General features: G+C 53.7%; 22 protein-coding genes. 8 read left to right on the top strand and 14 right to left on the bottom strand.

Going from position 1 to position 24,605, the window contains the following annotated elements:
• Positions 1–58: 58 nt before the first annotated feature.
• The 6 genes from alr to rpsF form a co-directional block, all read right to left on the bottom strand.
• Positions 59–1,180, bottom strand: a complete 1,122-nt coding sequence (alr, locus tag TH30_RS12190) for an alanine racemase (protein ID WP_114098365.1) — start codon at positions 1,178–1,180, stop codon at positions 59–61.
• Positions 1,181–1,229: 49 nt separating this feature from the next.
• Entirely contained in the window at positions 1,230–2,768 is a 1,539-nt protein-coding gene (locus TH30_RS12185) for a replicative DNA helicase (RefSeq protein WP_114098364.1), read from the bottom strand.
• 220 nt (positions 2,769–2,988) lie between these two features.
• Entirely contained in the window at positions 2,989–3,597 is a 609-nt protein-coding gene (gene rplI / locus TH30_RS12180; protein ID WP_114098363.1) for a 50S ribosomal protein L9, read from the bottom strand.
• Positions 3,597–4,535, bottom strand: coding sequence for a DUF2232 domain-containing protein (locus tag TH30_RS12175; RefSeq protein ID WP_114098467.1), 939 nt, complete (start codon positions 4,533–4,535; stop codon positions 3,597–3,599). The genes rplI and TH30_RS12175 overlap by 1 nt, the downstream gene beginning before the upstream one ends.
• A gap of 47 nt (positions 4,536–4,582) precedes the next feature.
• Positions 4,583–4,816, bottom strand: coding sequence for a 30S ribosomal protein S18 (gene rpsR / locus TH30_RS12170; protein ID WP_114098362.1), 234 nt, complete (start codon positions 4,814–4,816; stop codon positions 4,583–4,585).
• Positions 4,817–4,838: 22 nt separating this feature from the next.
• Positions 4,839–5,216 carry a 30S ribosomal protein S6 gene (gene rpsF, locus TH30_RS12165; protein ID WP_068518611.1) on the bottom strand — a complete coding sequence of 126 codons (378 nt, stop codon included), beginning with the start codon at positions 5,214–5,216 and terminating at the stop codon, positions 4,839–4,841.
• 548 nt (positions 5,217–5,764) lie between these two features.
• Between rpsF and TH30_RS12160 the strand changes: the two genes are divergently transcribed.
• The 6 genes from TH30_RS12160 (at position 5,765) to mltG (ending at position 12,208) form a co-directional block, all read left to right on the top strand.
• The gene (locus TH30_RS12160) at positions 5,765–7,456 is read left to right on the top strand and encodes a chloride channel protein (protein ID WP_220150310.1); all 1,692 of its coding nucleotides are present in this window, start codon (positions 5,765–5,767) and stop codon (positions 7,454–7,456) included.
• Between the two features lie 265 nt (positions 7,457–7,721).
• The gene (fabD, locus tag TH30_RS12155; RefSeq protein WP_114098361.1) at positions 7,722–8,663 is read left to right on the top strand and encodes an ACP S-malonyltransferase; all 942 of its coding nucleotides are present in this window, start codon (positions 7,722–7,724) and stop codon (positions 8,661–8,663) included.
• Between the two features lie 42 nt (positions 8,664–8,705).
• Positions 8,706–9,446 carry a 3-oxoacyl-[acyl-carrier-protein] reductase gene (fabG, locus tag TH30_RS12150; RefSeq protein WP_114098360.1) on the top strand — a complete coding sequence of 247 codons (741 nt, stop codon included), beginning with the start codon at positions 8,706–8,708 and terminating at the stop codon, positions 9,444–9,446.
• A gap of 170 nt (positions 9,447–9,616) precedes the next feature.
• Positions 9,617–9,853: an acyl carrier protein gene (locus TH30_RS12145; RefSeq protein ID WP_007090351.1), complete on the top strand. Its 237-nt coding sequence runs from the start codon at positions 9,617–9,619 to the stop codon at positions 9,851–9,853.
• An 87-nt stretch (positions 9,854–9,940) separates the two neighbouring features.
• Positions 9,941–11,200 carry a beta-ketoacyl-ACP synthase II gene (fabF, locus tag TH30_RS12140; protein WP_114098359.1) on the top strand — a complete coding sequence of 420 codons (1,260 nt, stop codon included), beginning with the start codon at positions 9,941–9,943 and terminating at the stop codon, positions 11,198–11,200.
• 33 nt (positions 11,201–11,233) lie between these two features.
• A complete protein-coding gene (mltG, locus tag TH30_RS12135) occupies positions 11,234–12,208 on the top strand; it encodes an endolytic transglycosylase MltG (protein ID WP_114098358.1) in 975 nt (324 codons plus the stop codon).
• 79 nt (positions 12,209–12,287) lie between these two features.
• On the opposite strand, the gene TH30_RS12130 is transcribed toward mltG, so the two are convergent.
• Complete coding sequence (locus TH30_RS12130) at positions 12,288–13,079, bottom strand: SDR family NAD(P)-dependent oxidoreductase (RefSeq protein ID WP_114098357.1); 792 nt, start codon at positions 13,077–13,079, stop codon at positions 12,288–12,290.
• Positions 13,080–13,273: 194 nt separating this feature from the next.
• On the opposite strand from TH30_RS12130, the gene TH30_RS12125 reads away from it, so the two are divergent.
• Complete coding sequence (locus tag TH30_RS12125; protein ID WP_114098356.1) at positions 13,274–14,158, top strand: YicC/YloC family endoribonuclease; 885 nt, start codon at positions 13,274–13,276, stop codon at positions 14,156–14,158.
• A 23-nt stretch (positions 14,159–14,181) separates the two neighbouring features.
• Positions 14,182–14,814, top strand: coding sequence for a guanylate kinase (gene gmk / locus TH30_RS12120; protein ID WP_114098355.1), 633 nt, complete (start codon positions 14,182–14,184; stop codon positions 14,812–14,814).
• A gap of 24 nt (positions 14,815–14,838) precedes the next feature.
• Here gmk and rsmA read toward each other — a convergent pair whose 3' ends face one another.
• From rsmA to TH30_RS12085, 7 genes are all read right to left on the bottom strand, one after another.
• Positions 14,839–15,708 (bottom strand): 16S rRNA (adenine(1518)-N(6)/adenine(1519)-N(6))-dimethyltransferase RsmA, encoded by an 870-nt coding sequence (gene rsmA, locus TH30_RS12115; RefSeq protein ID WP_114098354.1) that lies wholly within the window; start codon positions 15,706–15,708, stop codon positions 14,839–14,841.
• Positions 15,709–15,713: 5 nt separating this feature from the next.
• The gene (gene pdxA, locus TH30_RS12110; RefSeq protein WP_114098353.1) at positions 15,714–16,730 is read right to left on the bottom strand and encodes a 4-hydroxythreonine-4-phosphate dehydrogenase PdxA; all 1,017 of its coding nucleotides are present in this window, start codon (positions 16,728–16,730) and stop codon (positions 15,714–15,716) included.
• 22 nt (positions 16,731–16,752) lie between these two features.
• A complete protein-coding gene (locus TH30_RS12105) occupies positions 16,753–18,033 on the bottom strand; it encodes a peptidylprolyl isomerase (RefSeq protein WP_114098352.1) in 1,281 nt (426 codons plus the stop codon).
• Between the two features lie 6 nt (positions 18,034–18,039).
• The gene (locus TH30_RS12100) at positions 18,040–20,232 is read right to left on the bottom strand and encodes an LPS-assembly protein LptD (protein ID WP_114098351.1); all 2,193 of its coding nucleotides are present in this window, start codon (positions 20,230–20,232) and stop codon (positions 18,040–18,042) included.
• A gap of 4 nt (positions 20,233–20,236) precedes the next feature.
• Positions 20,237–21,340 carry an LPS export ABC transporter permease LptG gene (lptG, locus tag TH30_RS12095; protein WP_114098350.1) on the bottom strand — a complete coding sequence of 368 codons (1,104 nt, stop codon included), beginning with the start codon at positions 21,338–21,340 and terminating at the stop codon, positions 20,237–20,239.
• A complete protein-coding gene (lptF, locus tag TH30_RS12090; RefSeq protein WP_258548707.1) occupies positions 21,337–22,455 on the bottom strand; it encodes an LPS export ABC transporter permease LptF in 1,119 nt (372 codons plus the stop codon). The genes lptG and lptF overlap by 4 nt, the downstream gene beginning before the upstream one ends.
• A 194-nt stretch (positions 22,456–22,649) precedes the next feature.
• Positions 22,650–24,422, bottom strand: coding sequence for an acyl-CoA dehydrogenase family protein (locus TH30_RS12085; RefSeq protein WP_114098349.1), 1,773 nt, complete (start codon positions 24,420–24,422; stop codon positions 22,650–22,652).
• Positions 24,423–24,605: the final 183 nt, after the last annotated feature.

The raw sequence follows: 24,605 nt of genomic DNA, 5'->3' as shown, positions 1-24,605 counted from the left end.
TGTACTTCGAAGTCCCCTGTTATCGGCCTGCCAACATAGTCTGGCCAGTTTTTATGGATCAGCTTTCTGTATAGACCCGCCGATAGCGATGTCCAAGCGAAGTTAGTATCTCGTAACCGATTGTACCAGCAGCAGATGCGACATCGTCAACCGTCATCTTGTCATCCAGAAGCGATACCATATCACCGGCCTTGAGGGGCTTGCCCGGAAGATCGGTGATATCAACTGTGATCGCATCCATCGATACACGCCCGACATAGGGAACTTCGTGTCCTTTGATCAGCAATTTTCCGGCATTGGACAAGGAGCGCAGCCAGCCGTCAGCATAACCAAGAGCAATGGTTGCAATCCTGGATTTGCGTTTGGCCTGCCATGTCGCGCCATAGCCGACAGTCTGTGGTTCGTTGATTTCGCGAACCTGCAGAACCTTGACCTTAAGGTTTACCACAGCGCGCATCGGGTTTGCTGCTTCGGGTGTCGGGTTGCCCCCCCAAAGTGCATAGCCCGGACGGCAGAATTCGAGATGATATTCCTTGTCGCGGAAAATGGCCGACGAGTTACAGAAGCCGCGCGGGGCAGGCGGAAGCCTGCGATACCATTTCATGAACAGGTCATACTGTTCCTTGGTGATCGGGTTTCCGGCTTCGTCTGCTGCGACCGGGTGGGTCATGTAACCGGCCTTTTCAAACCCGTAAAGCAGGGATGAATAGCGATCAACCAGATGGCTGACATCAAGCGGGGTCAAGCCAAGGCGGCTCATGCCGGTATCAAGATGAATGAAGGCCGGGGCAGGGCGTTCATATTCGCGGCACAGATTTGACCAGCGTTCAATCTGTTCAAGATCGTTCAGGACCGGAATGACATCATTCTCGATGAAGAATTCCTCGTCGCCGGGCAGCACGCCATTGAGAACTGCGATCCGTCCGCCGCCCCGCAGAACCGGAAAAAGTTCGGCGGCCTCGTTGGCCTGTGCGACGAAGAACAACCGGCATCCCTGCTTTTTGAGAACCGGAACAATGGTATTTGCACCAAGACCATAGGCATCTGCCTTTACCACAGCGCCACAGGTGCGCCCGGTATAACGTTTGGTCAGGATCTTGTAGTTGTCGGCAACTGCTTTCAGATTGATCTGCAGTTCCGCGCACTCGGCAGCACGGCCGACGGCGGGAAGAACGGTCATTCGTAAATACCCCGTGGAATCCAGTTACGGATGGGCGTTACCCCAATCCTTACTCATATTCTTCTTCAATGTGATCAAGATCGCCAAACTTGGTGTAGTTCCCGTCAAAGAACAGGCGGACATTGCCCACCGGGCCGTGACGCTGCTTGGCAACAATTACCTCAGCGGTGTTGTAGACATGGTTCAAACGTTCCTGCCACTGCGCATAGCGTTCACCGAACTTGTCGGTGGCTTCTTCCGGGCGTTGGGCCGGTTCGGCACGTTCGAGATAATATTGTTCGCGATAGATGAACATGACGACGTCGGCGTCCTGCTCGATCGAGCCCGATTCACGAAGGTCAGAAAGCTGCGGACGTTTGTCTTCGCGCTGTTCAACCGCACGCGAAAGCTGTGACAGGGCAAGAACCGGAACTTCGAGTTCCTTGGCAATCGCCTTGAGCATACGGGTAATTTCCGAGACCTCCTGCACGCGACCATCACCACGGAAGTTGGTTGGCGGTGCCAGAAGCTGAAGGTAATCGACGACGATCATCGCCAGGCCGTGCTGACGTTTCAGTCGGCGACAACGGGTACGCAGGGTAGATACCGGAAGGGCAGGCGTATCGTCGATATAAAGCGGAACAGTATTGAGTTCCTGTGTCGCCAGAAGCAGGCGTTCGAAATCCTGTTCGTTCAGGTCACCACGGCGCATATTGTCGCCCGATACCTCGGCGGCCTGCGAGAGAAGACGACCGGCAAGCTGTTCGGCGGCCATCTCAAGCGAGAAGACGGCAACCGCACCTGTACGGACCTCGTCACGGGGGTCTTCACCTGCTGCGCGGTTCTGATGCGATGCGATGGCGGCGTTAAAGGCAATGTTCATCGCAAGGGCGGTTTTACCCATCGACGGACGACCCGCAAGGATCAGCAAGTCTGATGGATGCAGACCGCCCAGCTTGCGGTCAATGTCACGCAAGCCGGTGGTCACGCCAACAACGCGACCGGCGTTCTTATAGGCGTGATCGATATTCTCATAAGCCTTGGCCAGTGCAGGACCAAAGGCCACAAAGCCCGATTCAGCAGCCCCTGCCGTCGCCAGCGAGAACAGTTTCTGTTCTGCCTTTTCGATCTGGGTGGTGGCATCGGTATCAAGTTCGTGCTTATAGGCCTCGTTGACCACATCTTCGCCAAGCTCGATAAGCTCGCGCCGCAGATAAAGGTCATAGATCAGTTTGCCGTAATCACCGGCATTGATCACCGAGACAAGGTTGTTTGACAGTTCTGCCAGATATTGCGCCCCGCCGATTTCAGCAAGTTCCTCATCCTGCTTGAAATACGCCTTGAGCGTGACCGGGTTGGCCAGTTGGCCACGTTCGATCTGCTTGCCGCAGGCTTCGAAAATGCGGCCGTGCCGGGCATCTGCGAAATGTTCCGGTCGCAGGATGTCTGAAACGCGCTCATAGGCAGCGTTATTGTTCAGGATCGCGCCAAGAAGGGCAGCCTCTGCCTCAAAGTTATGAGGAGCCATGCGTTCGAGCACCATGTCGGTGTCGGCACCGTGGTTCATATCCAGAGGAGCGAAAAGGGCGTCAAGATTGGGATCTGTCATGGGCGGAAAAGGTATCAGTCATCCGGTTGGCCGCAAAGAGTTAATCGGTATAACTCATAGCGGGTATTCCGCAAGCGCAGAGGTCGACCGCAGCGCAGGTTTTTGATCCCGTTCGGGAAATCTGTCCCGACAACGGTCCAATGACCGCACCGGACAAAAGAAAACGGCATATCCTTGCGGATATGCCGTCTCTTGAATGGTCTTGGAAGAAAACCTGCAATTAAGCGTTGGTTTCTTCTTCGCCTTCAGCAGCTTCGTCAGCCATGTCAGCCGGAACGTCTTCTTCGAAGAGTTCTTCAGCAGCTTCCAGAGCTTCTTCAGCTTCCATCTCGTCGATGGTGCCAAGAACTGCGCCGCCTTTGCGGAGCTGTTCTTCAGCGTCTTCTTCAGAACGTGCAACGTTGGCAGTTACTTCGATAGCAACTTCCGGGTGCAGGTTGATTTTGACCTGGTGCAGACCAAGGTTTTTGATCGGCTGATCAAGAACAACCTGGGTACGAGCAACAGTGAAACCGGCTTCGGTTACTGCGTTTGCGATGTCGCGCGCAGTTACCGAACCGTAAAGCTGACCGACGTCGGATGCCTGGCGAACGAGGGTAACAGCGAGTTCACCCATGTTCTCGGCAACCGCTTCGGCGTCTTTGCGGCGGTCAAGGTTGTCAGCTTCGAGCTGTGCTTTCTGTGCTTCGAACACAGCAAGGTTTGCTTTGGTTGCACGAAGGGCCATGCCCTGCGGCAGCAAGCGGTTGCGGGCGTGGCCCGGCTTGACGGAGACTACGTCACCCATCTGACCGAGTTTTTCTACCCGCTGGAGCAGAATAACTTCCATCACCGATCCTCCTCATTGCTACGGGTCATCGGTTCTTTCCCCCGCAGCCTGATTAAATGCTCAATAATTCCAAGTCCGGTGATCGCAACAAAGGACCAACTGGACAGAACCGCGACGATGTAAAACACCGTCAGTATCATACGTTTTTGCGGCCATCGGGCTGCCTGCCCATGCACCAGTGCCAATCCCTGAAACAGGAACGGCACTGCCAGTACCACCGCGACGTTTCGCGCCACATAGGCCAGAGAACCATCGGCAAAGCCGACCGTAAACCCGGCCAGGGCGAACGCAAACAGTGACCAGCCAGGCAAGGCGAAAGTCGCCATTCTTGGTGTCGGACGCAGGTTTTTGCCTGCACGCACCAGAATTGCCTGTGCGATTGCCGCATTGGCGAACAGCATCATCAGCCAGCTCACCGCAGCAATCGCCGGGAAGTAAACCTGGAACATGCCAATCAGACCCTGAACATCGGATGTCATAGGAACACCCATTTCCGAGTACATCTGGCTCAGGAGCTTCGAAATGAGTTCCTGAATGTCCAGACCTTCCGCCGTCAAAGTCCCGGTAATGAAGATCATCACCGTTGCGACCATGACGGCCATGGCACTTACGACAATTCCGGATGGAAGAAAGGCAACATTGCCATTTTCATCTTTCCGGATGACCAGCGCCATGCGGGTCAACAACATCGCCGGTCCGGCAAACACGATCATAAAGACCGTGAAAGGCAGCAATCCCCCCAGAAGAACGAGGGCACTGCATGCGGCTACTGCCGCAACCAGCAGGCGTTTGGGTCCTTGCCAAAGTCCCGTAAGGAACAGCGGCAAATGCCCGAAATATGAGAGCAAAAGCGCAATCGGATTTCCTGATAGAACCAACAGGAACAGAACGGCACTGCCCAGTCCTGAACCAATCGCTATTAGGGTGTCACGTTGCATCATTTACTCCCGGCCCGAGACCACAAAAGGGTCTCTTGCCGACTGCCTCAGACCTGATCTGCGTAGGGCAGCAGCGCCAGGAAGCGTGCACGTTTAATGGCTTTTGCCAGTTCGCGCTGCTTCTTGGCCGAAACCGCAGTGATACGGCTCGGAACGATTTTGCCGCGTTCGGAAACGAAACGCTGCAGCAGTTTGACATCTTTGTAGTCAATCTTCGGCGCATCATCACCCGAGAACGGGCAGGATTTGCGACGACGGAAAAACAGACGACGTCCAGCCATGATATTATCTCCTCGCTATCTGTTAGCCGTGCTGACGGGGACCGCCACGGCGATTACCGCCACGACCGCCGCGCTCGTCGCGGTTACGCAGAATGGCAGACTGTTCTTCTTCGAACTCGTCAACCTTGACAGTCATCTGACGCAGAACGTCTTCGTTCAGGCGCATCTGACGCTCATATTCCGCGATCACATCTTTTTCAGCTTCGATCTGGAAGAGAGTATAGTGGCCTTTGCGGTTCTTTTTGACACGGTATGCCAGGGAACGCAGACCCCAATATTCGGTTTTAGCGATCTTGCCACCGAGACCTTCGATGGTCTGGGTCAGCTTTTCGTTCAGGCTTTCGACCTGTGCGGTCGAGAAGTCCTGACGTGCGATAAACACGCTTTCGTACTTGCTCATAATACTCCTAATCACTCCTTGTGGCTTATCTCTTCCGTACATGACCTCATGTCATGCAGGCATAGCCGGGCAATCCCGGCAAGGAGCCGTGAGACGGCGGAATATACACTTTTCGCCCATTAGTGCAACGCCAAATGCACGTTTTCCACAGGCAGGCACACAGAGCGCGAAAACTTCAATGCGTGTTGGTTTGTATCGGGTTGTGACCATTTGGGGGCATATTGTCAGTGTTGCACTTTTCAGGAAGCCGATATGCGTGAACTGGTTCACACTTGAAACGAAAAATTCAAGCGAGTAGGCCTTGTTGTATTCGTTGTGCCGGTAACTGACGCGCCCTGTTGATTATTCCTGTTCAGCTACAGGGACGGGCCGGGTGACGCGTATCGAGCGTTCTTGTCCCGAATACCGGTTCTGCAGTCCCAAGTTTCATGACACGCGGATTTGTAATGCCAGAGCCTTCTATTGATGCTGCGTCTTCACGCCGGGCATCGTTATTCAATTTATGTTTACTTGCGTTATGTGTCGGTATCGTCACCGGGTACGGAGCAGTGGCGTTCCGTGCTCTGGTCGCCCTGATCCATAACATCGCGTATTTTGGCGTCTTCTCTATTGAATATGATGCCAACCTTTTGACCGAGCCGAGCAGCTGGGGGCCTTTATTCATTCTGGTGCCTGTCATCGGCGGGATGTTCGTGGTCTTTCTGGTCAATAATTTCGCCCCCGAGGCCAAAGGCCATGGCGTTCCCGAAGTGATGAACGCCATTTATTTCGAACAGGGCCGTATTCGCCCGACGGTCGCACTGGTCAAATCAATCGCGTCGTCGCTTTCAATCGGCACTGGCGCATCGGTTGGTCGCGAAGGCCCGATCATTCAGGTCGGATCGGCGCTGGGTTCAAGTATCGCCCAGATTTTCAGGCTGCAGACCGGCCAGCGCATAACGCTGCTTGCGGCCGGGGCGGGCGCAGGTATTGCGGCGACCTTCAATACACCACTTGGTGCCGTGCTGTTTGCCATCGAGCTGATGATGCCCGAAGTTTCCACCCGTACATTTTTGCCGGTGGTGATTGCAACCGGGGCTGCGACCTATATCGGACGGATCTCATTTGGTTTGGCACCAGCCTTTGATGTGCCCCTTGCTGCCGTTCCGCAAGTGTCGGCAATCGATCTTCAGGCGCTTGTTGTTTATGTCGTGCTTGGTCTTCTGTGTGGTGTTGCGGCCTGGATGCTGATCCGCTCGATGCTGATCACTGGGGCATTTTTCAGGAAAATGCCGGGAAATGATTACACCCGTCATGCGGTTGGCATGCTTTCGGTCGGTATTCTGATGTATGTCCTGATGCTGACGGGTGGCAATTATTATGTTGACGGTGTTGGCTATGGCACGATCCAGCATATCCTGCGCGGAGCGATGACTTCCTTGCCGCTGCTGGTGATCCTGTTCTTTGCCAAGCTCTATGCAACCTCGGTCAGTATCGGTTCCGGGGCGTCGGGTGGTGTGTTCTCGCCATCCCTGTTTGTTGGGGCAACGCTTGGCGCAACTTGCGGCGTGGTCGGCAATATGATCTTCCCCGAAGCAGGCATTACGCCTGTCGAGTTCGCACTTGTCGGGATGGGTGGGGTTGTTGCGGCTGGTACTGGTGCGGCAATGACCGCGATCATCATGATCTTCGAGATGACGCGCGACTATAATATAATTGTACCGCTGATCGTCGCCGTTGCCATTGCGCTTGGTTTCCGTCGCATGATCATCAGCGAGACGATCTATACGTCCAAGCTGGTTCTGCGTGGCCGTCATATCCCCAAAGAGCGTCATAGCAACATGTTCATGGTCCATCCGGTCCGCGAGGTCATGACAACCAGACAGCTTTATGCCGACGCGGCGCTTCGGGTCTCGGAAATCATCGACAAGGTCGGCTCATCCCCGGAACCAAATCCGATGATTGTCCTCGAAGGAGACAGGATTGCCGGTGTTATTCCTGATGTGACAGCTTTGTTCTCGGTCGTTGGTGACAAGGGCAACAAGACGCTTAAGGAATTGATCGGCGAAGATTTCGTCGTCGTTGTCGATGACATGAACATGTATGACGTGATCAAACGTATGGAACGCCGCAAGGCGCGCGCCGCTGTTGTGGTGAAGCCGTGCCGTGGTGTGCCGCGTCAGGATGATGTTTGCGGTGTGATTACCAAGTCGCATATTGCGGACAGCGTGGTTTCGAGCATGCAGCACTATATTGGCTAAGTTCCAAGAACAATGGACGAATTTGTGCGCTGCACGATAGGGAGTCCTTCATGAAAGGCAGCAAACATGTCATACATGTTTGCTGCCTTTTAACTTGAAATCATGAATTTCCGTGCCACCTTGTTTGCAAGGTTTGGATATGACAGCCAAAAAACCGCATCTGTCCTTGACAGCGGAGGCGGGCACGTTATCAAGGGTGGCTCAATTTTAAGGCCGATCATTCGGCACAGCCTTCGTAGAAGCGGACAAGGGTATATTTGATATAATGACACGCGCACTCGTTTTCCCCGGTCAGGGGTCGCAAGCGGTTGGTATGGGGAAAGAGCTGGCAGAAGCATTCCCGGTTGCCCGCGAAGTTTTCCAGGAAGTCGATGACGCACTTTCCCAAAAACTGAGCGCATTGATGTTCGAAGGTCCGGAAAACGAACTGACCCTGACTGAAAACGCGCAACCCGCGTTGATGGCCGTCAGCCTTGCTGTTACCCGCGTTCTTGAAAAAGAAGGTGGCTTCATGCTGACCGACAAATGCGATCTGGTCGCGGGCCATTCGCTGGGTGAATATTCTGCGCTTGCTGCGGCCGGGACCTTTGCGATTGCCGATGCCGCCCGTCTTCTGAAAATCCGTGGGCAGGCCATGCAGGCCGCTGTTCCGGTTGGTGTTGGCGCGATGGCGGCCCTTCTTGGTCTTGATTATGCCGATGCTGTTGCGGTTGCAGAAGAAGCCGCACAGGGCGAAGTCTGCACCGCGGCCAACGATAATGCCAGCGGACAGGTTGTTGTTTCGGGCCATAAGGCGGCTGTCGAGCGCGCGATCGAGATCGCCAAGGGCAAGGGCGCGAAACGCGCAGTTCTTCTGCCGGTATCCGCACCGTTCCATTGCCCGCTGATGCAGCCGGCTGCGGATCGTATGGCCGAGGCCCTTGGTACTGTCACCATGAATGCGCCGGCAAAACCGGTTGTTGCGAACGTGACAGCAGAAAAAACTGATGATCCGGAAACCATTCGTAAACTCCTTGTGGAGCAGGTTTGCGGCACGGTGCGCTGGCGTGAGTCTGTTCTTTACATGAAAGAACAGGGCATCACCGAGCTGGTCGAGATCGGCGCAGGCAAGGTTCTGACCGGTATGGTCCGCCGTATTGATCGTGATCTGAGCGGCACTGCCGTAAATGGTCCGGCAGATATCGAAGCATTCCTTGGCACTCTTTAAGAGTGTTCCGAGAAAAGACGAACCCAAAGGGAATTAAAGTTAATGTTTGATCTTGCAGGGAAAACAGCACTCGTAACGGGCGCGACCGGCGGTATCGGTGGCGAAATCGCCAAGGTTCTGGCGCAGGCCGGTGCGAAGGTTGCTCTGTCGGGTACCCGTCAGGAACGCCTCGAAGCGGTTGCTGCCGACATCGGTGAAAATGCCGTTGTTGTTCCGGCCAACCTTTCGGACTCTGAATCGGTTGATGGTCTGATCAAGAATGCCGAAGAGGCCCTTGGTGGTCAGCTTGATATTCTGGTCAACAATGCGGGCATCACCCGTGACCAGCTTGCCATGCGTCTGAAAGACGAAGACTGGCAGGCGGTTCTTGATGTCAATCTGACCTCGGCTTTCAAGCTTGCGCGCAATTCGCTGCGTGGCATGATGAAGCGCCGTCATGGCCGCATCATCAACATCACCTCGATTGTCGGTGTGACCGGTAACCCGGGGCAGACCAACTATGCGGCGGCCAAGGCTGGCATGATCGGCTGGTCAAAATCGCTGGCACAGGAAGTTGCCGCACGTGGCATCACGGTAAATTGTGTGGCACCAGGTTTCATTACCACGGCCATGACAGAAGAACTCGGAGACGCTCAGAAAGAAAAGCTTTTGGGTGGTATTCCGGCAGGTCGCATGGGCGACAGCAAAGAGATCGCAGCAGCGGTTCTGTATCTCGCAAGTGACGAAGCTGCTTATGTCACGGGACAGACCTTGCATGTGAACGGCGGAATGGCGATGATTTAACCCGTTGCGGGTTGCCTACTTTTCTGCTTAAAAGGGGCCGCTATACCAAATATTGAAACCGGCAATTGTTTGTTGTCGGTTTCCGGTTCCCGGGAAGTCCTTCAATAGGGGGAATAAACGGGCACCACGTAAACACTAACTGACAGAAAACCTATTGAAGGATTTGAGCTATGAGTGATGTCGCAGATCGCGTGAAGAAGATCGTTGTCGAGCACCTCGGTGTTGAAGAAGACAAGGTCACTGAAAACGCAAGCTTCATCGATGATCTGGGCGCAGACAGCCTGGACACCGTTGAGCTGGTTATGGCGTTTGAAGAAGAATTCGGTTGCGAGATTCCTGATGACGCGGCTGAAAAAATTCTGACCGTCAAAGACGCGATCGACTTCATCGAAAAGGCGAACGGCTAATCTTGCCGTGAGACATGGGCGCCAGAGGGCATCCTCAGGCGCCCTTTTCGTCTTTGCTGGATTCATAAAATAAAGGCGTAATGCGGGATGAGACGCGTAGTTGTTACCGGACTTGGTGCTGTAACGCCGCTTGCTAGCGGTGCACAGAATACCTGGCAGAAATTGCTGAACAGCCAATCCGGCATCAAAGCCATCGATACTTTCGATGTGTCCGATATCCCTGCCAAAATCGCAGGCCTCGTGCCGCGCGGTGAGGGTGACGGACTTTTCAACGCGGAAGATCATGTCTCGATCAAAGACATGAAGAAAATGGACGATTTTATCGTCTATGGGATTGCCGCTGCAGATCAGGCACTGGCTGATTCGGGCTGGAAACCGGAAACCGACGAAGATCAGGAAGCCACTGGCGTTCTGATTGGTTCTGGTATCGGTGGCCTTCCGAAAATTGCCGAAGCTTCGGATCTCGTGAATAACGGCAAGACCCGCCGTGTCAGTCCGTTCTTCATTCCGTCATGCCTGATCAACCTGGTTTCTGGCCAAGTTTCGATCAAACACGGTCTCAAAGGTCCGAACCATGCGGTGGTAACTGCATGTTCGACCGGTGCACATGCCATTGGCGACGCATCGCGCATGATCATGCTTGGCGATGCGGACGTAATGGTTGCCGGTGGTGCAGAAGCTGCTGTTTGCCGTCTTGGCATGGCTGGTTTTGCTGCTGCGCGTGCGCTTTCGACCGGTTACAACGACACCCCGACCGAGGCATCCCGTCCGTGGGATCAGGGCCGTGACGGTTTTGTCATGGGCGAAGGTGCTGGCTGTGTCGTTCTTGAAGAATACGAACATGCCAAGGCACGCGGTGCGAGGATTTATGCAGAAGTCGGCGGCTATGGCATGTCGGGCGATGCATATCACATCACCGCACCGGCCGAAGATGGCAATGGTGGCTTCCGCTCGATGCGCAATGCGCTTCGCAATGCGGGCGTGAACCCGGAAGACGTCGACTATGTCAACGCACATGGTACCTCGACTCCGTTGGGTGACGAAATCGAACTGGGTGCGGTCAAGCGCCTGTTTGGTGACCAGGCAACCAAGCTGTCCATGTCTTCGACCAAATCGGCAACCGGTCACCTTCTGGGGGCGGCGGGTGCGATTGAAGCAGTGTTCTCGATCCTTGCGATCCACGAAGGTGTCGTTCCGCCGACCCTGAACCTGCGCAATCCGTCCGAAGCCTGCAAGGGTATCGATCTGGTTCCGCTTGAAGCAAAACAGCGCAAGGTCAATGTTGCTCTGTCGAACTCGTTCGGCTTTGGCGGCACCAATGCCTCGCTGGTATTCAAGGCCGTTTAAAACAGCAGAGCCAACCTTAACGGGAGCTATCCCTTGAAGCGTTTTCTGCTTGTTCTTGGCTTGCTAATCATCACCGCCGCACTCACCATTGGTGGGGCGGCGGTGTATGTTTATGTGCAATACACATCGCCAAGCAAACTTGTACAGGACCGTGACATCATTATCCCGCAAGGGACCGGTGTTCGCGGCATTGCAGAGATTTTTCGACGCGAACAGATTATTGATGAGCCGCTGATCTTTATGGCGGGCGTGCGGGCTAGCGGGCTGGATCGTTCGCTCCGGGCGGGGGAATATCACTTCCCCAAACGGGTAAGCCCGAAGCAGGCTGCCGAAATCCTGGCCAATGGTGAAACAGTTAACCGGTTTGTCACCATTCCCGAAGGTCTTCGGTCGGGTGAAATTGTCGCGCGAATCAATCTGGTCGATGGATTAACTGGCGAAATCACCGAAATTCCCGAAGACGGCACTCTGTTGCCCGAGACCTATCAATTCTCTTATGGCGATTCCAAGCAAAGTATCCTTGACCGGATGCGGGCTGCCCATGACGAGATGGTCGAGCAACTTTGGCCGGGGCGCGATGCCAATCTGCCGTTTGATACAATCGAGGAGGCCCTTGTTCTGGCCTCCATCGTCGAACGGGAAACAGGTGTTGCTGCCGAGCGCGCCCGGGTGGCTGGTGTCTTCATCAACCGGCTTCGGATCAACATGCGTTTGCAGTCCGATCCGACGGTTGCCTATGCTATCAGTCCGGATAAACGTCTTGAACGGTCGCTGACGCGCAAGGATCTGCGTTTTGAAAGCCCCTATAACACTTATGTGACCGCGGGTTTGCCTCCGTCGCCAATCACCAATCCTGGACGTGAAGCCTTTTATGCGGTTCTGCATCCGGCAACCACGAAAGAGCTTTATTTTGTGGCTGATGGTACGGGCGGGCACGCCTTTGCCCGGACCCTTAAGGAACATAACCGCAATGTCGCCAAATGGCGGCGCATCCGCGACGGTCAGTGACCGGGATTTTCAATCCGGATACAAAACAGGCGGCAATCCGATTGGGTTGCCGCCTTTGTTTTTCATTGATCCTGACAACTCAGGCTTCAGCATCCTGATTGCGGGAGGATGCCTTTCGTGGAACCCGGTTGGCGACCAGATCAAGAACCCATTGCGGGGTTATTTTCAGCAAGCCGATAATCATGTTCATTTGCCAGGGAAAGGCGATCATGCCGCGATTGCGTTCCAGTCCGCGGGCGATTTTGCGTGCGGCCTTCTCTGCCTGCATGAAGAACGGCATGGGAAAGTCATTGGCGTCCGTGATGCGGCTTTTGACAAAGCCGGGGCAGATGACATTGACCTTGATCCCTGTCGGAGCCAGGGCGCCCCGCAAACCTTCGCCATAGACGCGCACAGCGGCCTTGCTGGCGCAATATGCCGGGGCAGAAGGCAAGCCACGCCAGGACGCCTGCGAGGACACCAGCGCGATCTGACCACGCCCACGGACGCGCATGGCCGCGATTGCCGGATCGATGGTGTTCAGAACACCCGCGACATTGGTCGCCAGAATATCCCTTACCTGTTCGGGGCTTTCGCCACGGCCGCCTGTCCCGGCGGATATACCGGCATTGGCGACCACGAGACTAAGTGGGGCCAGCTCGTCACAATGGGTGACATAGGCGTTCATGGTTTCGCGGTTGGTCACATCAAGAATATCGGCATAGACATTGGCACCGGCAGCACGACATTCATTTTCAACAAGCCGCAAGCGTGTTTCATCCCGACCACTGATGAACAAAGTCACCCCAGTGCGGGCAAAATGTCGGGCAAGTGCGGCGCCAATACCGGAACTGGCACCGGTAATCAGGATGGCGTGATACTGAAAGGACATGGTTGCTCGAATACAGTTCTGAAATGCGGTTTATCGAATTTTGCGGACCATGATGCAGCAATAGGGCAGCATTATGAAATACATGCAACCGATACCATATTGTTGATATCGCACAGTCTGCAAGTGTTGGCCCTTGGCGTTACCGGGGGCAAACGTTATAAACGCGCAAACATGAAATTATACTGGATGGGAATATGACCGTTTCAAGCATGACCGGCTTTGCCCGCACTGATGGTGCGGCCGATGGATTTGGCTGGACCTGGGAATTGCGCAGCGTCAATGGCAAGGGGCTTGATGTGCGTGTGCGCCTGAATGGCGGGTTCGAGCGGCTTGAAGCCAAGGTCCGTGATGCGGTGTCCCAGCGTTTCAAACGCGGCAATATGGGTGTGACGCTTAATGTTGTACGCTCGGCGGACACCGGCGCGTATAGCGTTAATCGTGAATTGCTCGCAGAGCTTGTTTCAATTGCCGAAGAATTCGACAATACCAGCAGTCTGTCTTCCGGCACGATTGCCGACCTTCTTAATGTGCGGGGTGTTCTTGAGGCGGTTGAAACGCAGGAAGATGAAGCAACCCGTGACGCACGCGATGATGCCGTGCTTGCCAGCCTTGCAGATGCGATTGAGCAGATGGCCGATCATCGTGCCGAAGAAGGACAGAAGCTTGATGCGATGCTGCGCGGGCATGTCGACAATATCGAAGAAACTGTGACGCGGGCCGAGAATTGTGCTTCTGCGCGCGGGGACGCGATCAAGGAACGCCTGAAACGTCAGATAGAAGAATTGATGGATGCCGGGAAGTTCGATCCGGAACGCCTGCATCAGGAAGCTGCCCTGCTTGCGACCAAGGCCGATATCCGCGAGGAAATTGACCGCCTCAAGGCCCACATCTCGGCTGCGCGCGACATGCTGACCAAGGGCGGTGCCATCGGGCGCAAGCTTGATTTCCTGTGTCAGGAATTCAATCGTGAAGCCAATACCTTGTGCTCCAAGGCCAATGACATCGAACTGACCAATTGCGGGATGGAGCTTAAGGTCATCATTGATCAGCTCCGCGAGCAGGTCCAGAACGTTGAATAAGCGGGCAGGGAAGGAAACACGATATGATTGATCCTCACAATCGCCGTGGCGTGATGTTGGTATTCTGTGCTCCGTCGGGTGCAGGCAAGACAACCATCACCCGTCAGCTTCTGGAAAAAGACGACAAGATTTCGCTGTCAGTCTCGGCAACCACCCGCGCCGCCAGACCGGGCGAAGAAGAAGGCACACACTACTTTTTCAAATCGGTTGATGAATTCAAACATATGATTGCCGATGATGAATTGCTCGAATGGGCCGAGGTTTTTGGCAATTATTATGGCACCCCGGTTGCTCCGGTCGAAAAGGCCCTGTCAGAGGGGCATGACGTTCTGTTTGATATCGATTGGCAAGGTGCGCGCCAGCTTCGTGACAAGGGTGGAGCCGATGTCGTTTCGGTCTTTATCTTGCCACCGTCTTCTGGCGAACTTGAACGTCGCCTGCGTGATCGGGGGCAGGACGCGGATGATGTCATCATGAAACGCATGGCAAAGGCCGGCGCAGAAATCAGCCATTGGGAAGAATTCGACTATGTTCTGATCAATGATGATCTGGAACGTTGCCTCGCCGACGTGCAGCATATCATTGGTGCAGAGCGCATGAAGCGCACAAGGCAGTCCGGATTGCCGGGCTTTGTCAAAAAGCTTCTGACCGACTGAGCCGCAAACAGGAAAATGGCCGCTTTACAAAGCGGCCATTTCATCATGAGCCTGGGTCAGGCGAACAAAGTCCGCGACACTGAGTTCTTCTGCGCGGGCCGTTTCGGTAATCTCGGCCTTCGCAAGCAATTCACCGACATTGACATTTAGTGTCTTGAGACTGGCACGCAACATCTTGCGGCGTTGGCCAAACGCGGCCTGTGTGATTTTGGCAAGACTGGCCAGATTAATGTCCGTACCACGGTCCGGTTTCGGGCGCAGCTGCACCACAGCTGATGTGACTTTGGGCGGTGGTGTAAAGGCACTGCGATGGACATCAAACAATATGTCGCAGTCACAGAGATACTGGCAAAGTACGGACAGGCGGCCATAGGCCTTGCTTTTGGGACCTGCGACAACGCGTTCGGCGACTTCCTTCTGGAACATCAGGGTCAGACTGGCAAACTGATCAATTTGCATCAGCCAGCCCAGCAAAAGCTGGGTTCCGACATTATAGGGCAGGTTGGCGACAATCTTGCGCGGGGCAGGGCCAAGTTTGGTGACATCGACTTCCAGTGCATCACCATCAATGACATGTAATGCACCGGGGTAATGATTGCTGATTTGCTCCAGCACCGGTTGGCAACGCGGGTCACGTTCAATAACGGTCAGGTTCTTGGCGCCGTTAAACAGCAAGGCGCGTGTCAGACCACCAGGCCCAGGTCCGATCTCGATCACCGTCGCATCGTCAAGCGGTGCCGCAGCGCGCGCAATACGTCCGGTCAGGTTCAGGTCAAACAGGAAATTCTGACCGAATTTTTTCTGGGCAGACAGGCCATGTGTAGCAATGACTTCGCGCAGCGGCGGCAGGCCGTCATTGGCAAGTGTCCCCGATTGGGTGGTTTCTTCTGACACGTGGGTCAGGCTCCTGTCAAAAGACGTTTCTCGGCCATTTCCGCAGCCATTTTAAGGGCTGCAATCAGGCTGTCCGGGCGCGCAATACCTTGGCCGGCAATATTCAATGCCGTGCCGTGATCGGGCGATGTTCTGATAAATGGCAATCCGAGCGTCACATTTACACCGCCATGGAAATCAAGCGTCTTGACCGGTATCAGGGCCTGATCGTGATAGGGGCACAGGGCGACGTCGTAATTCGTGCGGGCTTCTTCATGGAACATCGTGTCGGCTGGCATAGGGCCAATAACGTCCAGCCCCTTTGCCCGCAATGTTGCAATTGCGGGGGCCATGATCGTTTGTTCCTCTGTTCCCATTGTCCCGTCTTCTCCTGCATGCGGATTAAGCCCCGCAACGGCAAGGCGTGGGTTCGCGATGCCAAAATCACGCTGAAGGGCGGCAGCAGTAATCTCGCACTGCTCAATAATCAATTCCGGTGTCAGAGAGTTCATGACATCGCTTAGGGCGATATGGATGGTCAGCGGCACGACGCGAAGCTTGGAATTAGCCAGCATCATCACGGGTATTGTACCCGGTCCGGCGAGCTCGGCAAGGAACTCGGTATGCCCCGGATGCTTGAAACCCGCCGCATATAGCGCACTTTTTTGAATTGGGTTGGTAACCACAGCACTCGCAGCACCATTGCGCGCGAGATCCACGGCCTTGGTGATACTTTCGATTACCACGTTCGCGGTGCTGGCCGAAGCAATACCGGTGACGACCGGGCTTTCTGCGTCGGCAATTGCAAGCACAGGTAATGCGTGATCAAAGACCGACGCGGTTTCAGCGATGTCTGAAATGACCTTAAGGGGAACGTTTTTACCGTGTTCCCGGCAAGCATTCTCAAGAATGCCAAGCGGGGCAAGAACGCAAAAAGGTGCCAGTCCGTCATCATGACGACGCAGCCATACCTTCAGGCTAAGCTCTGGTCCGATACCGCCAGGCTCACCGATGGTCAGGGCAATCGGTGCGATCTTGGTCATCTGGTTTCCATCTTCGCAATGATCACATGCGGATGTCGATAAAGGCCTGTCGGCGCAATTCACGAAGCTTGCGACGGGCAAGAATGTCAAGGCGCTCCATCATCAGCCGGTTCTCGATATCCCTGCGGTCTGGCAAATTGCTTTCCTCGGTCTTGTTACAGATCATGACCAGAAGGGCTCCGCCATCAACCTGAACAATATTGGACGGTTGTCCAGGCTTGAGGTTTGTGATGGCCTGTGCGACCGGACCGGAAAGTTCGCTTGGAGAAATGCCTTTCATCTCACCGCTAAGGTCCGAGCCAAGATCAACGGCGACATTTGCCAGAGTCTGACAGCTATCCGCTGTTTCCCTGGTGTTTCTCAGCACAGCCAGCTTTGCATCAATCTGATCTTTGGGCATGTCAGCGCTCAGAGGCACGAACAACTGATAAAGATCAAGCCTGACATCTGTAACGGCACCTTCATCGCCAACCCGACGATCAAGCAGCTTGATGATGTAATAGCCTCGGATCGTCTGTACCGGGGCACTGACTTTTCCCGGTTCAAGCTGGTTGACGACCTGTTGCAGGTCGCCTGAAAGCTCGCCAGCATACAACCAGCCAAGATCACCACCGGTGGCAGCACTTGCACTTGCCGAGAACTGGCGGGCAAGGGCACTGAAATCAGCCCCTTGGTTCAAAGCATCGAGAATTTCCTGGGCAGTCTGGTAAACACGTGTGCTGTCTTGCGGATTGTCGACCGGAAGAAATATCTCCTGAACGCGGTTACGCGGTTTTCCCTGATTGCTGATAATCCTTTCCAGGTTATCGTCAATTTCTGCATCGGAAATTTCGATCTGACTACGCATGGAGCCAAGCAGTTTCTGCCAGGCAACCTGTGGGCGGATCTGGTTTTCGATCGTGCCTGGTGCGATCCGGCGTTGTTCCAGGAAGGCATCAAGCTTTCCATCCGGAAGCCCGGCATTTTGCTCGATCATGGATTTACCGCGTGCGATGTCAGCATCCGTAACCTCAATACCGCGACGCTCTGCTTCCTGCATCTGCAGGGTCTCATTGATCAGTTGCTGCAGGATCTGGGGCGCGATCTCGTTACTTTTTTCAGGTGTCATCTGAATATTTGAGGACACGGCAACAAGCTTGATGCGCTCGACCAGATCAATGATCGAAATCGGGTCATCATTGACAACAGCTGCAACGCCGACAGGCGACTGGGCTTTGGCTGGTGTACCCAGAGCAAAACCCATGGACAGAACCAAAGTCGCGCAGACGTTTGCAAATTTGAAAATTGGAAGTTTGGAAATCATGTTTTCTTACAATCCGGCTGCGGAGGCGACTTCACCAAGGGTTTTGAATACCAGACGGAACAGGAATTCATCAGACTCGCCAAGATCCTGATCCTGATAGAATGTACGGCGCATAAGCCCATCAAAGATAAAGCATTCATCCTCGTACACAAAACCGATGCCATACTCCAGTGGATCAGACTGATCAATGTCATAACGGCTATATGCCAGTCCTGACCAGTAGTCCGAGAACTTTCGCTGTGCCTGGAAGTATAGTTCTTCTCGTTCATTGAATTCTTCACTTCCGGCATCGTCGGAGAAATGAACGTAAGATGTATTAAGAAGCAAGGTTTCAAATGAGCCCACAGTCGCACTTACCTGATTACGCCGTGCGGACAGATTTTCGTTATCGAGGCGATAGCGATATGTGAGATCAAGATAGCTGTTAGGCGAGATCGTGACCCGGCCCACATAGTCAGACAAATGCTCATCAAGGCCGGAGCCTTTGGCAAATGTGTCGTTTTTATTTGCGCGGTAACTTTGCCCGAACATGGCGCTGGTATAACCACCATTCGGTCCATAGACACCCCATTCGACACCGTAACTTGCTCTTAAGCCATCTTCTGCGCGGTCGATGCCGCCGAAGCGGTCGTGGGAGAACAGATTAATGTCGTCAAATTCGAAAGACTGAGAATCCTCATTGGGAATTTCTCCGGGGTTTCCGCCGTTGGGGGACCAGGCAACCATGGCAATTGGTGTTATGACCTGATGATAAAGTCCCTGATCATTGACGAACGGCATCTGCCAATCAAGTGCCGCTACCGGAAGCACGCGCCCAGTGTATCCGCTGTAATTGTCTTGTCCGTCACGTTCGACATCGGAAACCATATAGCTATCGCCACGAACAGACAAACTCAGTTTGGTGACATCTCCCATGGATCCAACATGAGGAAGTTCCCACCCGACTTTTGCGGACGCGCGATGAGAATTTGTACCTTCCTTACGTGTGAGTGACAGGCCATCCAGGTCAAGTGTCGTAACACTGCCATATTTTGCCGGTTGGGTTTGTCCATGGAATTGCATGTGCGGCAGGACAACTGGTGTTGTATCCCTGTCATCACTGGATTTCAAACCCTGGAAGTAATAGCTGTCAACGCGTGTGTAGCTGGCGCCCCGGAAACCTTCTGTAAACAGGTTTGACGTCAATACCGACGGAGACTCAAAGCCATATCTGGAAAGATATGTCTTTTCACTTGCTTGTTCAGCGTCAAAACCCCAGCGCCAGGTAGGATCAATGTCAAAACGCCCCTCGGCATCAATGTGCCCTTGCCATTTGTCTTTGTTGTCTAATATGACGCTACCAAGTGCTTTCAATTCTCCGGTGTCAAAACGTTGTCTGTACTCGGTTGCAAGCAAAGGACCATCATTCGTGGTGTATGTTGGTGTGAATGTCATGTCGGTACTTTTGTCGATAACCCAGTAATAGGGTTGACTGAAATACGAACCGACATAGCTGGTGCTACCAAATGATGGTGCCAATAGGCCAGACTGACGTTTTACGGTTGGATCGGGATGCTGCAAATACGGGGTGTACATGATAGGTACACCTGCTACTTCCAGTCGGGCATCCTTGTATTCTACCGTTTTGTTTTCAGCATCGTGCAAAACACGCGCGGCCCGGATTCGCCATAAAGGTGTGCCAGCACTTCCATCGTCCTCCTGACAGACTTTGCAGGGCGAGTAGACGGCTTTGGCGATTTCAGTGTAGTTACCAGCGCTTCGACGCGCTCCGGTTCCGGCGATACGGGTGTTCTCATCAAGCAGAACATAGATATCTTTAACGATACCGTTTTTGAAGTCACCGCTAAGTTCAACATAGCTTGCAAACGTAACTTCCCCGGTTGGTTCGGTGATGCTGACATTGCCAGAGGCTGTCAATACATCCTGACTTCGGTCGTAGTTGACGGTGTCAGCAAGAAGTATGCGACCGTCGCGTGAAATTTCGACATTGCCGCGTGCAGTCACAGTTTGCAGCTCGCGATTATAGTCGACTTCATCAGCACTAAACAGAATAGCTGGTTCCTGCTGCTCTGGTTGCTCTGAGGCTGCGCCCTGGGCATATGCGTAGTTGAGGCTGAAGTGCCCGGCCATCAAAAATACGCCACAACCCAGTATGGTACTCGTTGCCAGTCTTTTTATCATTCCCCCCGCAATGGCCATCTGTCTAGCCATCCTCAAGATGTAGCAATGTCGAAATCCCCAGTAGCAAAGATATACCGGCAGGTGCCCAAGCGGACAATATTGGTGGAATGCCACCCGACACACCAAGTGCCGAGATGACATCTGTGCAGAAATAAAGAATGAACCCTGTCGTCACCCCACCACCGATAACAAGGGATGCCCGCCTGCGTCGAGAAAATTTAAGGCAGAAAGCCGCAGCAATGAGAACCATCGCACATAGAAGGAGAGGTCGTGATAGCAGGCTGTGGAAATGAATTCGGTGTCGGGTCGCGTTAAAGCCTGCACGCTCAAGCAAATTGATAAATGGTCTTAAATCCCAGAAAGACATGGTTTCAGGTGATGCAAAACTATCCTGAATCTTGCGCGCTGTCAGGTTGGTTGGAAGTTTCAGGTTGTTCGAGAACACGCTAGCCTTCCCCGGAGTGAATGTCCATGCATCATAAAAATGCCAGGTACCGGGCTCGAGAACTGCACGTGCAGCATCAATTCGTGTGGTGAAGTCATCAGAATTCTGGAAACGAAAAATGGTTACATTTCGCAGATCAATCTGGTCGCCTTGCTGACTGCGTACGGCCCGGGCATAAATGACGGCTTGCCCGTCCTGCGTGCCCTGACGCAGCCAAAGTCCGCTCGAAGACAGGTTCATCACATTGACGTTATTCTGCAAGTAGCGTGCTTCGAGCGTTTCATAGCGCTGTAGAAGGATCGATGACAGTGGATTAAGCGCTCCGACCTGAATGCTGCCAAGGATCAGGGCGCACAGGATCGGCGGCAATAAAAACTGCCAGGCCGAAACGCCGGCTGCACGTGTAACTACCAGTTCTTGATTACCGGTAAGTTTCCAGAAGGAGAACATCGATCCGAACAGGACGGCAAAGGGCAGAACTTTTTCCGTCATGAAGGGAATGCGGCTGGTCGCCATTTGCAAAACGATGCCGACTGTCGCGTCCGGTTTGCCGCCAGCACGCCTTAGAAGTTCGATCGTGTCGCCAATCAGGATAAGGCCAATCAGAAGGGCCAGAATAGCAAGAATAGACAACAGAACATGCTTGCCGAAATACCATGTCAGAAGCGGTGAAATTCTCATGCTTCGGCCTCTTCTGCGGTCGCGCGTTTGGCGCGGATCTGAGGTCCGCGGAATGTCCAGTAAAGCCCCAGGATGATCGGCAGGAAGGCGTTGACATACATCAGGGGTATCAGTGCCGGGTTTTTAGCAGCAAGGTTTTTCATCGCAATACCAAGGGCCTGACAAAGCACCATTACACCGATCGCGATGAGCAACCGACCAGTCTGTCCGCGACGTGAAAAGCTGCTTGAGACCAGAACCGCAAGCGCAATGCTGGCAAAAGCAATAGCATTCAATGGCGATATCAAACGATCATGCCCTTCCGCCCGGAAAGCATCAATGTCGTTTGGATTAACATCGGGGGTCGTGGCCGTCAGGAGATTGTAGACGTCGCGCTCACGTGCTTCGCGATAACGCATTGCCGGGTCTTCCGAGCTTTGCGCGATATCGACGGCATAACGGTCGAAATACAGGATCGACATGGTGCCGTCTTCCGGGTTCACTTCCTGACGGTTGCCATCAAGGAGAACAATGCGCGGGCCATCATCTGTACGTAGCAGCGCACCATGCTTGGCCATCATGGTTGTTTGCTGATCCGGATTGCGAGAATCATGAACCAGAATACCGAGCAATTCATTGTCACGGCCGACTTCGCGCACATAGACGGTCAAACCATCAAGTTCCGTGAAGCTGCCTTCCTGTAAAAGGACAGAAGAAAAGTCATTGCGGATCGAAAACTGCAACTCTTTGAATTGCTGATAGCTATAGGGCAGATAAAACAGCGTCAGGAAATAACAGACGGCTGTCGAAATCAACGCTACCATCAGTGCCGGTTTGGCCAACGCCCACTGATTTAACCCGGCTGATCGCATGATGATCAGCTCACGATCCTGAATAAGCTTGTTGTAGGTGAAGACAATCACGAAGAACAAGGAAATCGGGATGATGATCGTCAAAAAGCTTGGCAGCAACAACGAGGTCAGCTGCAAAAACACCGAGATCGACAGGCCCCGGTTGACGATCATTTCGACAAAACGCAGACTTTGCGATAGCCAAATGACACAGAGAAGCCCCAGTGTCACAAACACCATCATAATCAGCTGCTGTTTAAGCATATATCGGGTTAAGCGATTCATCGGGCGGATTATAGAGAAGCAATCAAAAACCGAAACAGGAAATTATCGCCAAATAGGGACAAACCGTACGGAATTTCCGAATGTTGGCGTTTATGAACGCTTCGATGATGTGGGCCGATAGGTGAGGTAGAAAAGGGTGCGCCATCGTCATCTAAAGAGAACAATGGCGCACGGCAATCTCGGCAAAGAGTTTGTCAAAATAGTGGCTGGGTTTCGTGCAACTCAATCGAAGTACAATTTTTAATCTGCGTTGCCATAAAGGTCGCTTCGGGAAGCAACTGGTCAAAGAAGAACTGACAACTTTTGAGTTTGGCAGCTTGGAAGCTGTCAGAAACACCGTTTTGTGACGCAACGCTCATGGCGCGTAACATCAACCATCCCGAAATACACAAAGCGGCCTGCCGAGCATATGGTGTAGCAAGCACCTGCATCATCCTGTCATCGGCACTGCACCTTTCAATGACGATTGCAGTGCTTTTTCCCAACTCATCAAGCGCGTTCGAAAGCGTTCCTGCAGCCTGTTTGGCATCTCCGTTCGTCACATCGGCAATGGTTGCGCGCATGTCCGCGATCAGCGCGCCAAGTGCCCCTGCCTTGTCGCGCGTGACTTTGCGTCCAATGAAATCAAGCGCTTGAATACCGTTGGTTCCCTCGTAAATCGGGGCTATGCGGGCGTCACGCAGGTGTTGGGCAGCACCGGTTTCCTCGATAAAGCCCATGCCGCCATGCACCTGAACACCTAAAGACGCATTATCCACGCCAAGATCTGTTGACCACGCCTTGACCAGCGGGATTAGCAAATCAGCACGCGCCTGTGCATTGGCACGTGCCTTGTCATCTTCCAGATGATGGGCAAGATCAAGCTGTGCTGCTGCATAAAGCGAAAGAGCACGTGCCGCCTCGGTCGAGGACCGCATGCGCATCAGCATACGTTGAACATCACCATGGATGATGATCGGCGCATCGTCGCCGGTTTGCGGATCGCGTCCCTGTTTGCGGTTGCGGGCATATTCAAGTGCCTGCTGGTAGGCACGTTCTGATATGGCAACACCTTGCTGACCAACGGCCAGACGGGCATTGTTCATCATGGTGAACATATATGCCAGGCCCTTGCCTTCTTCCCCGATAAGGTAACCGGTGGCACCTCCCTGATCGCCAAATGATAAAACCGCTGTCGGGCTGGCATGAATGCCAAGCTTGTGTTCAAGCGAAACACAGGTGACATCATTGCGCGCACCGATTTCACCAGAGTCCGATACAATGAATTTCGGCACAATAAACAGCGAAATGCCCTTAACTCCGGCGGGGGCATCCGGTGTGCGGGCCAGAACAAGATGCACGATATTCTCGGTCATATCGTGGTCGCCATAGGTGATGAAAATCTTTTGTCCGGTGATTTTGTAGGTTCCGTCGCCAGTCGGCACTGCCATGCTGCGAACTTTTGAAAGATCCGACCCTGCCTGTGGTTCGGTCAGATTCATGGTGCCAGTCCATTCGCCACTGATCATGCGTGACAGATAAAGGACGCGCTGATCTTCCGAGCCATGTGCGCCAAGTGCCTCAATCGCACCGGCGGTGAGCATCGGACAAAGCGCAAAGGCCATGTTCGATGCTTGCCACATTTCGGCAACAGCGGCACCAAGAAGGATCGGAAGCCCCATGCCACCTTCGGCCTCGGGGGCGGAGATGCCCTGCCATCCGCCTTCGCAGAATTGCGCATAGGCCTCTTTCCAGCCAGATGCAGTGCGCACCGTGCCGTCTTCAAGAAGCCGGGCGCCTTCCTGATCGCCAGTTCTGTTGATTGGCGCGAGAACTGAGGACGCAAACTTTCCTGCTTCTTCCAGGATGGCGTCGACAAGGTCAGGACTGGTTTCGGAAAAGGCCGGAAGGTCGGCAACCGTATCAAGGCCGATTACGTTATGGATCAAAAACCGAAAATCGGAAACTGGCGGCGTAAAATCGCTCATGAAAAAAGACGTCTCCCTGAATTGTGAGCCGCCCGCTCGGTGTAGTCGGCTTTGTGCCGACTTTGATTGTTTGGACGCAGCATAACGCTGCAATGCACCAAGATCGAGTCTGTTTCGACCCGGTGATGAAAAAACCGTCTTCGAAATTGGTTGAAGGCTGTTTGTGCTGCCCCACTGGCAAAA

This window comes from Thalassospira profundimaris, from assembly GCF_003326795.1.
GTDB classification, from domain to species: Bacteria; Pseudomonadota; Alphaproteobacteria; order Rhodospirillales; family Thalassospiraceae; genus Thalassospira; species Thalassospira profundimaris_C.
The sequence above is the reverse complement of the archived record's forward strand: the minus strand, read 5'-3'. Positions and strand labels throughout refer to the sequence as shown.

Bases quoted from the DNA above. Each gene is read 5' to 3' on its own strand.
- alr (WP_114098365.1), bottom strand. From the start codon at position 1,180: ATGACCGTTCTTCCCGCCGTCGGCCGTGCTGCCGAGTGCGCGGAACTG.
- TH30_RS12185 (WP_114098364.1), bottom strand. From the start codon at position 2,768: ATGACAGATCCCAATCTTGACGCCCTTTTCGCTCCTCTGGATATGAAC.
- rplI (WP_114098363.1), bottom strand. From the start codon at position 3,597: ATGGAAGTTATTCTGCTCCAGCGGGTAGAAAAACTCGGTCAGATGGGT.
- TH30_RS12175 (WP_114098467.1), bottom strand. From the start codon at position 4,535: ATGCAACGTGACACCCTAATAGCGATTGGTTCAGGACTGGGCAGTGCC.
- rpsR (WP_114098362.1), bottom strand. From the start codon at position 4,816: ATGGCTGGACGTCGTCTGTTTTTCCGTCGTCGCAAATCCTGCCCGTTC.
- rpsF (WP_068518611.1), bottom strand. From the start codon at position 5,216: ATGAGCAAGTACGAAAGCGTGTTTATCGCACGTCAGGACTTCTCGACC.
- fabD (WP_114098361.1), top strand. From the start codon at position 7,722: ATGACACGCGCACTCGTTTTCCCCGGTCAGGGGTCGCAAGCGGTTGGT.
- fabG (WP_114098360.1), top strand. From the start codon at position 8,706: ATGTTTGATCTTGCAGGGAAAACAGCACTCGTAACGGGCGCGACCGGC.
- TH30_RS12145 (WP_007090351.1), top strand. From the start codon at position 9,617: ATGAGTGATGTCGCAGATCGCGTGAAGAAGATCGTTGTCGAGCACCTC.
- fabF (WP_114098359.1), top strand. From the start codon at position 9,941: ATGAGACGCGTAGTTGTTACCGGACTTGGTGCTGTAACGCCGCTTGCT.
- TH30_RS12130 (WP_114098357.1), bottom strand. From the start codon at position 13,079: ATGTCCTTTCAGTATCACGCCATCCTGATTACCGGTGCCAGTTCCGGT.
- TH30_RS12125 (WP_114098356.1), top strand. From the start codon at position 13,274: ATGACCGTTTCAAGCATGACCGGCTTTGCCCGCACTGATGGTGCGGCC.
- gmk (WP_114098355.1), top strand. From the start codon at position 14,182: ATGATTGATCCTCACAATCGCCGTGGCGTGATGTTGGTATTCTGTGCT.
- pdxA (WP_114098353.1), bottom strand. From the start codon at position 16,730: ATGACCAAGATCGCACCGATTGCCCTGACCATCGGTGAGCCTGGCGGT.
- TH30_RS12105 (WP_114098352.1), bottom strand. From the start codon at position 18,033: ATGATTTCCAAACTTCCAATTTTCAAATTTGCAAACGTCTGCGCGACT.
- TH30_RS12100 (WP_114098351.1), bottom strand. From the start codon at position 20,232: ATGGCCATTGCGGGGGGAATGATAAAAAGACTGGCAACGAGTACCATA.
- lptG (WP_114098350.1), bottom strand. From the start codon at position 21,340: ATGAGAATTTCACCGCTTCTGACATGGTATTTCGGCAAGCATGTTCTG.
- lptF (WP_258548707.1), bottom strand. From the start codon at position 22,455: ATGAATCGCTTAACCCGATATATGCTTAAACAGCAGCTGATTATGATG.
- TH30_RS12085 (WP_114098349.1), bottom strand. From the start codon at position 24,422: ATGAGCGATTTTACGCCGCCAGTTTCCGATTTTCGGTTTTTGATCCAT.